The organism is Marinagarivorans sp. (assembly GCF_982758155.1).
In genome coordinates this window covers 1-11,762 of record NZ_CEXWTU010000160.1, presented here as the reverse complement: position 1 = coordinate 11,762, position 11,762 = coordinate 1, and the positions used below count along the sequence as shown (strand labels likewise).

The following is an 11,762-nucleotide window of genomic DNA, read 5'->3' as shown; positions in this document are numbered from 1 at the left end:
TAAGGAGGTCGAGATCAAGCATTAGTGGATGAAATATTGTTTCCTCGTCCCTTATCCCTGGTGCGTAAAACCTTCGACTGTTCACAACCAGACCAAAATTGCCTTATTGCACTTGATAACAACACTTCGTCAGAAGAAAAGATAATACAGAATATTGGAGGCCATATAACTACCACAGCTAAAACTGACCAACTGAAATTAGGTGATTTTAAGTATAGAGAGCGCCGCAGCATTCACCTGCTGCGGCCTCTACACTTTAATTATTCACAACACTCTCAATAAGAGAATCTTTTTAAAACGAGCTGATTATTGTTACTGCCACTATCTTTCTGACTAAATAAGATAGTTACAGACCCATCAGGGTTCCGCAGGATAGCACTTTCTGCAGTGTAGCCGCGCTCTTCAATCAAGTATGTTCGGCTTATCTCCAGTAATAGCTCGTCATACTCAACAATTACCATTGGCCGCGGGGAGGTGTATTTTTCACTGTCGGACAATAGGGTTAGAACTCCGCCTTCTCTATTACTACTTATACCAGTACCGTATTCATAAAAAAACTCTCCGGTATAACTGGCCTCTACATAAAGTTCCTCCAGATTAGCAGCATCTAATACTGCAAGCGCAATATCACCCAAGTCAGCTTGACCAATAATATATAAGCGTTCATCTACCGAATTAAAAACCATATCGCCAACATTTCCAAAAGTATATGGCTCAGAAACCCAACGATCAGTAGAAATAAATTCCGCATTCATTCGAGCTACAAACGCACGATACTCATAGAATTCAGAATCCTCAGGCAATAACGTTCCCCCTATCAATAGTTCATTATTCGGAGACACTTTCAATTGAGAAATAGAATCAATTTTAACGCTCTCATCATCAGATAACCCAACCAAAGGCTGACGCTGAGTTATAGCACCGTCTTCGATGTTCACGCGAAATAATTCGTAGCTATCTCTTGATGTAGTATTACCCTCAGTCTTCCACGTCGAGCCAGCCAGCACCAATCCGTCGCCCCAACTCACTATAGAAGTAATATCAAATCGATCAGTTGAAGCCTCACTAACATATTCACGCCTCCAAAGTAATTCAAAATCTGGGCTCAGTTTATATACTAATCCATTTTTTTCTTGCCAGTTATAGCCCGCCAAATAAATATTGCCGGCCCCATCCTCGACAATACCTTCTATGCGCTCAGGCGAGGGCAATATAATTTCATTAATGACATTTCCACTCTCATCAAATCTCAAAAGCCATGGTGCAGCTTGATTGCTATCAATTTTTACAGATAAATCTAGCTCTCTCGAAGTAGTGCTTGCCAAGACCAAATAGCCCCCCATATTCGAACGCAATAGCTGGCGGCCATATTCATCTTTGCTGCCTCCCAATTCTGTCCTAAAAACGCCGACATTTAATGGCCCCTGATTTACCCACTGGGATTCATGACCTGCAGCATTGATAACTTTTAACTGCCAAGAATAGCTTCCCGCAATAGCGGCAGGTATTACTATGGAGTTTTGTCTTGTTTCATAAATATCCTCTAGGCCAACCCATCTCACCTGATAAGTATTTTCTTCAGTAACAATCCAATTAATACTCACATCGAATTTATCTTCATTCCAAGAAACGAATACTTCATCCACGACGGGAACTTCTGGTTCAGCAACATCAATAGCTACGGAACCCGTTTCACCCGTTCGCCCCAAAGCATCAACGGCTTGAACATCTATAGAGAAATAGCCCGCATTTGGAGTAGGTACCTCCGCAGTCAAGCCAGCAACAGCAACCCATTCACCATTATTAGTACGGTATTGGTAACCTACAGCGCCTTCAACTGGATCCCAGGCAACCGCAAAAGTAGATACATTATAAAAAGATGTGCTCTGCGCTGGGCTGGTAATTACTGGAGCTTCTGGTGCGACTATTGAAAAACTCGTTGCCCGGCTCCACGCACCTAACGATTCACCCACACCGATTGCCCTAACCCTTAAAGAATATGCTCCCTCATCAAGACCAATGAGCTGAACCTGATTTTGCGAAGCGACCTCAGTCACGCCCTCCTCAAAACTGTTCTCCAGCTCATATTCATATCGGCTAGCTCCGGTCAGGTCAGTCCAATTGATCAATAATGCATCCACCCCTAAATAGTTAGGGCCGCCTTCAGGTAACGATATTTGTATTCGATCAAATACACCTGAGGCCTCTTTATCAAGGATAGCCGAATCGGATTGTATTACTCTCCCGTCAGAAAGTGTTGCCGTTATCCACCACTCCACACTGAACGCGCTAGCCCAAAAGTAGGGATCCCATGAAAGCTCAAAAGGCGCCTCATCTAATAATAATGCTTGTTCACCATTAACCACCAAGGCAATTACTGAAGGGTCCAAGGCGTCGGCAAAAGTCGTTGAAATCTGCACCACTCCAGCATCATATGTGGCAGAGATATTTGGTGCTTCAGGCGGGTACACCCAAAAGGTACCAAGCTCAATCCATTGACCCCATTGACCAGCGGCTCTTGCTCGAATGTGGGTACTATTTTCGCCTTCGACTAAGGAAATATTGGCCAATGCAGCCTCTGAACTTATCACTTCAGCGCCAGCACTCAACTCATACATATCAGCACCGTATATTTCATTCCACGCGAGGCTAATTTCCGCTGTACCGTATGGAAATGATCTTCTAGTTGGTTCACCACCGCTGACCTCACTCAAAACGAATTGATTAACCTCAAAAGAGCGGTCAATAATCATTTTGGTAGCCTTAGAGCGCAGAGAATTGCCACTTGTTGTAACAGCTTTAACGAGTAGTGAAGCCTCACTACCATCAGCCGCAAAATAAGGGTTCCACTGGAAGCTATAAGGGGCTTCTGTATCTTCCGCGACCTCTACACCATTAACTAGTAGTATTAATTTTTTATAGTCAACAGACTCGTCTGTATCGACTCTCACCTCAGTTATCATATTGACTGTAGAATTTTCTGCAGGGTATGTAATGACAGGCTCTAGTGCGAGTTTTTCCAAATTGTCTTCTGCTTGATCAATACGGGCATTATCATCATCGCTAAGACTGCAAGCGCTAATTAGGGCCGCTAAAGCCATCAACGCTACCAATTGTTTCTTCTTCATGAAACAAACTCTCCTTAATAATTTTAATTTACAAAGTGGACTATTTTACTCTAAAACAAAGACGCCAAGCAAAATCCTAACGGTTAAAGCGCTCAGAGTACCTCGACAAGAAGTGCCTCTATTTATTTCCCTTTGTCGATTACACCTCAACCTTGTCCCCATCCTTTGTTACAATCCCCGCCCTCGTTTTTAAGCCGCCGTTATTTGAGAAGCTATTAGTCATGTCCACTACCGAAGCCGTTAAACACACACCCATGATGCAGCAGTATTTCCGCATTAAAGCCGAACACCCGAACGAGCTGGTGTTTTACCGTATGGGCGACTTTTACGAGGTGTTTTTTGACGACGCCAAGCTGGCTTCACGCGTGTTGGATATCACCTTAACGGCGCGTGGCAAAGCCGGCGGTAATCCAATCCCGATGGCGGGGCTGCCTTACCATGCGGCTGAAGGTTACTTGGCCAAATTAGTGCGCAATGGTATTTCGGTAGCTATTTGCGAACAAATTGGCGACCCCGCCACCAGCAAAGGCCCGGTAGAGCGAAAAGTAGTGCGCGTGGTAACGCCCGGCACCCTAAGCGACGAAGCCTTAATGGATGCTGGCCGCGACAACCTACTGGTAGCGATTGCGCAGAATGACGAACATTTTGGCATTGCCTCTTTGGATATGGGCAGCGGGCGGTTTTGTGTTTTAGAAGTCATTGGCGAAACCGCCTTATTGGGTGAGCTAGAGCGCTTGCGCCCTGCGGAATTACTGGTGCCCGAATTACTCAGCTTAAAAGAAGGTACCTTACCGAAAACAGGTACCCGTAAACGCCCCGATTGGGAATTCGATAGCGTGCAGGGCAACCGCGCATTGTGCGAACACTTTGGCACCAAAGATTTACAAGGTTTTGGCTGTGGCCATATGCACGCCGCTATTGCCGCTGCGGGCTGCCTTTATGGCTACGCCAAAGAAACACAACGCAACGACTTAGCCCACCTTTCCGGTTTAGCCGTTGAAAATATCGACCAAACCGTTGCCATGGATAGCGCCACCCGCCGCAACCTAGAACTAGACATTAACCTAACCGGCGGCGAAGAAAATACGCTTTTTTCCGTATTGAACAGCACCTGCACGGCTATGGGTGGGCGCTTGTTAAAGCGCTGGCTGCACAAGCCTTTGCGCTGCGAGCACACCATTCTGGCCCGCCAAAGCGCCATTACCAGTGTATTAAGCAACTATCAGTTTGAGCAGCTGCGCCAGCCACTTAAACACATTGGCGACATGGAGCGTATTTTGGGGCGCATCGCTTTACGCTCGGCCCGCCCTCGCGATTTATCGCGCTTAAGCAGCTCTGTGGGTGCCTTCCCAGAATTACAAACGCTGCTCAAGAATATCGACAATCATCACCTTGGTACACTGGCGCAACAAGTGGGCGAATTCCCTGAGCTGGTCGCCACTCTTGAAAAAGCAATTATCGAAAACCCGCCCGTGGTTATTCGCGATGGCGGTGTTATTGCTAATGGTTACGATGCCGAACTCGACGAGCTGCGCAACATCAGCACGAACGCCGGCCAATTTCTGCTCGACCTAGAAGCCCGCGAACGCGAACGCACCGGCGTACCGACCCTAAAAGTGGGCTACAACCGCGTGCACGGTTATTTTATTGAGATGAGCGCGGCGCAAGCCGACAAAGCCCCCGCCGATTACCAACGCAGGCAAACCCTTAAAAATGCCGAGCGCTTTATAACGCCCGAGCTAAAAACCTTTGAAGATAAAGCGTTATCGGCTAAAAGCCGTTCACTCGCCCGCGAAAAAGCCCTGTACGACGAACTGATCGAAATCTGTAACAAGCATTTATTAGCACTACAAAACGCCGCCGCGGCGGTAAGTGAACTGGATGTGCTGTGTGGCCTAGCCGAGCGCGCCGAACACCTTAATTTGTGCTGCCCCACCATTAGCCATCAAACCGGCATTAACATTACCAATGGCCGCCACCCGGTGGTTGAAGATGTACTGGAAACCCCGTTTGTACCCAACAGCGTGGTGTGTAATAACGAGCGCCGCATGCTGGTGATTACTGGCCCGAACATGGGCGGTAAATCGACCTATATGCGCCAAACCGCGTTAATTGTATTGCTGGCGCAAGTGGGCAGCTATGTACCCGCACAGGCTTGCGAGCTCAGCTTAGTTGACCGCATTTTTACCCGCATAGGCTCGTCAGATGACTTAGCCGGGGGCCGCTCTACTTTTATGGTAGAGATGACCGAAACAGCCAACATTCTGCATAACGCAACCGACAACAGCTTGGTACTGATGGACGAAGTCGGCCGTGGTACCAGTACCTACGATGGCCTATCGCTAGCCTGGGCCTGCGCCGAGCATCTCGCCAAAGAGCTCAAAGCCTACACCCTATTCGCAACCCACTATTTTGAAATAACCACCCTGGCGGACCAAATCCCCACGGTGAATAATGTGCACCTAAGCGCTACTGAGCACAACGATAACATCGTGTTTTTACACAGCATTGAAGAAGGTCCGGCCAGTAAAAGCTACGGCTTACAAGTGGCTAAGCTCGCCGGTATTCCTGCGCCGGTTATTTACAATGCACAGTGCCAATTAGCCCGCCTAGAAGGGCAGCCCACACCAGAGCCCATGGTCATCCCTGCACCGGTTTTTGAGCCAGCCCCCGTTGCTGCGCCACCAGCGCCAGAACCCATTAAAGCGGTTGCCACACCAAAAGCGAAAGCAAGTGGTCCGCAGCCCGACCTTTTTGGTAGCGCCCTTAGCGCCGCCGAAGAAGCCATTATCGAGTGTGACCCAAACCAGCTAACCCCCTTTGATGCACTGCAGCTAATCTATAAATTAAAGAAAATGGTATAAGCCGGCGTACAGTTAGACTTTCCTTTCCGCGAGCAACTGTTAGAATATCGCGCTTAAAATTAAGACCCACAATGCCAAGCGCCTATCGAGGCGGCGATTACCCTGTAACCGCCCACTTCAGCGCTATAGCGCAACCAGACGAATATAGAGGTTCATCCAATGACATTTGTTGTCGGCGAAAACTGCATTAAATGTAAACACACAGACTGTGTAGAAGTGTGCCCAGTTGACTGCTTCTATGAAGGCCCAAACACACTCGTTATTCACCCTGACGAATGTATCGACTGCGCACTGTGCGAGCCAGAGTGCCCCGTAGATGCTATTTTCTCGGAAGATGAGTTACCCGAAGATCAAGAAGCCTTCTTGGAATTAAACGCCGAACTCGCTGAAGTATGGCCAAACATTACCGAGAAAAAAGAAGCCCCTGCCGATGCCGAAGAATGGGATGGCGTACCGGGAAAAATTGCGCATTTAGAGCGTTAACCTTCTTTAGTTATTTAGCTGTAGTCATTTAGACCTAAAAGGCCGCCTGTTTTTAACCCGCGGCCTTTTTTGTGGGCGCTAATCCTGCAGTGCGCGGTTAATTAGGGACGAGGGGCACAAGCAGGCTTACCTCCAAATTCCCACCGCCTAATGGGCTAAACTTTTATTATCTTCCCCCGTAATACAGCCTGGAATTACAAGATTCAATATCAGAACACTCCGACATATTGTATTTTTGTGACTCAATTCAAATACTATTTTACCCTTAAATTCAAGCTGTGCCCCCCCGCCGATAACGAGTAAAAGGCTACATACAACCCCTCTAGAAGCCCAGTGTTTACGCCGCTCTCAAATAAACGTCCTACTTTACGTTATAGAATAACGCCCATATCGCGCAACAAAAAGTGCCACTTGCAGCATAAAAATCAGCTAGTGGCACGTGCCAATACCGGCTTCTTCTTGTACTGGGGCGATAGTGCTTGCCTCACGCAGCACAATTCAGGCGTCTGTTCTTATTCAAGAGTACGAGCCCGATGATAAGCCCGCGCCACACCATCCTACCTATTAGCATTTCACTCTTAACTCGTATTGGGTTAATGCTTTTTATACTAACCAGCTGCGATGGTACAACCACCCCGCCCGGCATGGTGGACACTCCCGAAGAGGGTACTTCATCCAGTGCGAATAGTGCGCCAACGAATAGTTCTAATAACACCAACAGCACGAGTAGCTCGACAGCGAATAATCCAGGCGACGGGTTTTTTACGCCTTTATACACCGCTGACACAGCCCAAGAGCCTGCACTTAAAACTCTGCGTAACGGCTTTGCTTATACCTATTTTGGCGAGCGGGTACGAGAGCGCCACGCCAGAGAAGACGGCGAAGCGTTTATGCGCTACAGACGCTTCCCTCGTTTTTATTTTGAAAAACGCACCTTCGAAATGGAAATTATCGACAAAACCCCATCCGGGGATAACGAAGTGATTTTCAATGTAACAACCGACCACCCCTTTGAGGGCGATGCCGTATTCACACTGCGCATTTTCTTTTCGGGGCGCAACACCGTGGCCGATTATTTTGCCGGCGTATTGTTTACCACCGTAACTGACGAATACAACGACGGCCGACATCATTACCGCTACACCCTGCGTGAGCCTCTGGTCGCAAACTCCCCAGTCAGCGTTAAAGCCGGCAGCCCAATGGAATTCGAAATCACCATTAATTTAAACCGTACCGATGGCGTCGGTGAAGACCGTGGCGACGCCAACTACTACTCGCGTACGTGGCTGTTAATACTAGGTACCCCTGGCACTGTAGCGTGGGATGCCACCGGCGGTTACCCCGTGGCCGGAGCCTTAGCGCAAGCCTCGGCGCCGCTACCCGCCATAGCACTTAGCGGTGGCGACACCACACTAAGCGCCGATTTGTCTGGCGAGCCCATGCGTTCGTTTCAACAAATGGCACAAAATATGGCCCCGCAAAATGCGCAAGCTTTTGTCGAAGGGCGCCGCCTTTTTCACTCCAGCTTCATCACCGGCGAGCACTCGGAGCAAGGTAACGGGGTATTTGAGAACATTAAAAATCTTGCCGGCCCCAACCTTATTGCTCCATCGTGCGTCAGTTGTCACGTTAATAACGGCCGCAGCCTACCGCCTACCCTTGGCTCGGTTACGCAGCAACTGGTTTTCAAGGTCGCGGAAGAAGATGCCAACGGCCATGCAATACCGCACCGCTCTTACGGCACTACACTGCAAACTCAATCGCTTACTGGCCAAGCGGAAGCGACTATCAACTTAACCAACTTCATTGACACAGAAGGCACCTTTGCCGATGGCACCCCTTACAAGCTTCGCAAACCTGAATTCACCTTCAACAGCGCCCAACCCATTACTTTGTTCTCGGCACGTACCGCGCCACAACTGGTGGGCATGGGGTTATTAGAAGCCATTGATGAAAACACGCTCGCCCAACAAGCCGACCCAACAGACGCCAACGGCGACGGTATTTCTGGCCGCTTAAGCTTGGTAAATAGCGCGCCCAACGGCACGCCACAGGTTGGCCGCTTTGGCTGGAAAGCCGAGCGCGCAAGCTTACAAGAGCAAGTCGCCAACGCACTACATGTCGATATGGGCGTCAGCTCTTCACTATTCCCTACCCCCCAAGGGTTGGCGGAAGTCGATGACAATACACTGAGCAACATCACCGCGTTCTTGAGAACACTTGGCGTACCGCCTAGGCGCGATATTAGCCACAGTGATGTGATCGCCGGAGCCGCAATTTTTAACGCCATTGGCTGTACAAACTGCCACCTACCCAGCCTACAAACTGGCGACAACCACCCCTTTGCCGAACTGCGTAATCAAACGATTCACCCTTATACCGACCTATTACTGCACGACATGGGCGATGGCTTAGCTAGCAACTTAAGTACCCCTAACGCACACGGTCGTGAATGGCGTACCAAACCTTTGTGGGGCTTAGGCCTAACCGCCGCCGTCGGTAATGGAACAGCATCCTATTTGCACGATGGCCGCGCCAGCACACTCAGTGAAGCTATTTTATGGCACGGCGGCGAAGCCCTTGCTCCGCGCCAAACCTTCACACAAATGAACTTAGAACAACGCAACCAGCTGATCGCTTTTTTGAATTCCCTTTAACAAAAAGGGGGCACCTGAAAACGCCGGCGGTTTCAAGGCCGAAAAGACATCACCCACTGACTACAATAATTGAGAATAAACTAACCATGAAAAAGGTAACCACAGGTACAAATACCGTATTGGGGCTATCGTTGCTGGCCGTCGGTTTTATCAGCGGGTGTGGTGGCGAGATAATCCCCACCGAAACCAGCAGCGCACAGCAAAACAGTAGCCTAGCCCTGCCGAGCAGTGCAGCAAGCTCACTTCAGCCGGTTTCCAGTAGTCACTCATCCAGCGAAATAAATTCAAGCTCAGTCGCCTCTAGTGCCAATTCTAGCTCCAGCCAAAATAATCCACCCCCAGCGGCTTTTACGCGCTTAGAAGCCGAAGACTATAGCGACCAGGCCAACACCATGCTGGTCACGCAAGACAGTGCCGTTGGTTATTTTGATGCCGAGTCTTACATCGCTTTTAATAATGTGGCATTCGGTTTAAAAGAAGCAAACAGCATTCGTTTGAGCATGGCCAAAGATTCTTCTGGTGGCCAAATTGATGTGCGCCTAAATAACATCAACGGACCTGTTATTTGTGAAATCACACCGAGTAATACCAACGATTGGACACTGTATACCGAGCAAACATTTAGCTGTGAAACGACCACAGGATTACACGATATTTATTTTGTCGGTGTTAACGGTTCCGGCATTGCCAATATCGATTATTTTTATTTTATGGAAGACGGCGCCCCTTCACCCGCAACACAGCTAAGCGCTACCACCACAGAGCAAGGCGCTACCTTAAGTTGGTTCGATAATGCCAATAACGAAACCGCCTATAGTATTTATTATTCCACCGGTACTACGCAGCCAACAACACCACAACTTACGTTACCTGCAAACACTACGCACGCCGATATTACAGCGCTAACACCAGGCACTAGCTACACTTTTTGGGTGGCCGCCAGTAATACTATTGGTGCGATACCATCCGCCCCTGTAACCGTTACAACCTTAGGCACACCGCCTAACAGCGGCAATAAACCTGCACTGTGTATTTTCGATTACGACCTAACCCTTTCTAGCCACCAATGTGCGCAAACACAAAATAATAGTGACTACTTTTGCCGCACCAATAGCGCACCCACCTACGGTTGGTTTGAGCAATGCTTGGGCGTTAATGCCCGTGCGGCCATTGCAAAATGTGTGGCCAACAATGCTTATATCGGCATAGCCAGCCACGCCCCCTTAGCCACGGACTATAACGATAAAGTAGCCCCAATCGTTAGCCAAAATCAATTCCCCGAATTTTTATCCTCAACACATTACGCCAACGCCAATTCAGCCATTAACTATCCCGCCATCGACAACAAAGCTAACTGGAACTGTGATAACTGCGCCTACCACATGGACCCCAACACTTCTAAACCCGAAGGCATCCAAAAAATTATGCGCCACTACGGGTTAAACCCCGATAGCGCAAACGATCGTGCGCGGGTTATTTTTTGGGATGATTCAAGAACCAACATTAGCGCCGTTGCGCAAATGGGTGATGTGAATGAAATTTTTGTACCGCGCCGCTTAGAGGCTGGTGACGATGGAGGGTGTGGTATTACCACAGAGCAAATAGAAGCCGGCTGGAATAGCTTGCCAACAAACGACACGACAAATGACGATGATTTTGTGCTGATGGTCGTACCGGACACCCAATTTATGGTGATGGACTTTTCATATAAGGGCTCTACCTTTGGCCAATACACGGCGCAAACACAATGGATCGCCGCACAAAAAGACCCGCTCAATATTAAGTTTGTCGCCCATGTAGGCGATGTTGTAGACCATGCCGATTTACAAAACGAATGGGCCAGCTTTAAAACAGGCTGGGCCGATATCGAAAATGCCGGCCTAGCGTGGTCCATTGCACCGGGCAACCACGATACCGACTTACCCCTAGGGGCCGATAGCTGGAACAAATTTAATCAGGAATACCCTGTATCCCACTTTGAAGATAAGCCTTGGTTTATCGATAGCTACCCCGAAGGGCGTTACGAAAATAATTTGAATTTTTTCGAAGCTGGTAATTTAGAATTTATGCTAATTTCAATAGGCTACGGAATGAATGCCGCCGAGTACCAATGGGCCAACCAACACCTTAAAGCCAACCCTGGAAAACGCGCGATAATTTCTACTCATGACATTAATCATGGCGATTTTGTTGCTCTCGCAAAAGAAAACCCCAATGTCTTTTTAATGATATCGGGGCATTACTGCGACCAAGAATGGCACAACGTATTTAAAAATAATAACGGCCAAGATGTACACGAAATTATGTCCGACTACCAATGCGACAATAATGGCGTTACGCGTTATTACCAATTCAGGCCGTCTGAAAATACTATTGAAGCGGTGACCTACAACCCACTCACAAACGAGTACTGGATGGGGCCATCATCGCGCTTCACATGGTCCTACCCGATGTAAGGGACGAGGCAATAATAAAGCTTCACACCTAATACTTGAAAGACCTTAGGGGCGGGCATGAAATAACTTCCCGCTTTTGAATTCCTGGGTTCACGCTTGCCTTCGTTGGAAATATTTGTAATAGCCGGCTATTACGCCATATTTTCGCCTTGCCAAGCAAGCACCCACAAACCC

General features: G+C 48.4%; 5 protein-coding genes. 4 read left to right on the top strand and 1 reads right to left on the bottom strand.

The window, feature by feature from the left end; translation table 11 throughout:
- Positions 1-275 precede the first annotated feature (275 nt).
- Positions 276-3,128 carry an Ig-like domain-containing protein gene (locus AC3A8L_RS15170; protein ID WP_487963114.1) on the bottom strand — a complete coding sequence of 951 codons (2,853 nt, stop codon included), beginning with the start codon at positions 3,126-3,128 and terminating at the stop codon, positions 276-278.
- Positions 3,129-3,349: 221 nt separating this feature from the next.
- On the opposite strand from AC3A8L_RS15170, the gene mutS reads away from it, so the two are divergent.
- The 4 genes from mutS (at position 3,350) to AC3A8L_RS15150 (ending at position 11,588) form a co-directional block, all read left to right on the top strand.
- Positions 3,350-5,992 (top strand): DNA mismatch repair protein MutS, encoded by a 2,643-nt coding sequence (gene mutS / locus AC3A8L_RS15165; protein ID WP_487963113.1) that lies wholly within the window; start codon positions 3,350-3,352, stop codon positions 5,990-5,992.
- A gap of 159 nt (positions 5,993-6,151) precedes the next feature.
- On the top strand, positions 6,152-6,475 hold the full coding sequence (gene fdxA, locus AC3A8L_RS15160; RefSeq protein WP_487963112.1) for a ferredoxin FdxA: 324 nt from the start codon (positions 6,152-6,154) through the stop codon (positions 6,473-6,475).
- 596 nt (positions 6,476-7,071) lie between these two features.
- Positions 7,072-9,132 (top strand): di-heme oxidoreductase family protein, encoded by a 2,061-nt coding sequence (locus AC3A8L_RS15155; RefSeq protein ID WP_487963111.1) that lies wholly within the window; start codon positions 7,072-7,074, stop codon positions 9,130-9,132.
- 86 nt (positions 9,133-9,218) lie between these two features.
- Positions 9,219-11,588, top strand: a complete 2,370-nt coding sequence (locus tag AC3A8L_RS15150) for a carbohydrate-binding protein (protein ID WP_487963110.1) — start codon at positions 9,219-9,221, stop codon at positions 11,586-11,588.
- Positions 11,589-11,762 lie beyond the last annotated feature (174 nt).

Excerpts from the sequence above, each read along its gene's own strand:
- AC3A8L_RS15170 (WP_487963114.1), bottom strand. The coding sequence starts at position 3,128 with ATGAAGAAGAAACAATTGGTAGCGTTGATGGCTTTAGCGGCCCTAATT.
- AC3A8L_RS15150 (WP_487963110.1), top strand. The coding sequence starts at position 9,219 with ATGAAAAAGGTAACCACAGGTACAAATACCGTATTGGGGCTATCGTTG.
- mutS (WP_487963113.1), top strand. The coding sequence starts at position 3,350 with ATGTCCACTACCGAAGCCGTTAAACACACACCCATGATGCAGCAGTAT.
- fdxA (WP_487963112.1), top strand. The coding sequence starts at position 6,152 with ATGACATTTGTTGTCGGCGAAAACTGCATTAAATGTAAACACACAGAC.
- AC3A8L_RS15155 (WP_487963111.1), top strand. The coding sequence starts at position 7,072 with ATGCTTTTTATACTAACCAGCTGCGATGGTACAACCACCCCGCCCGGC.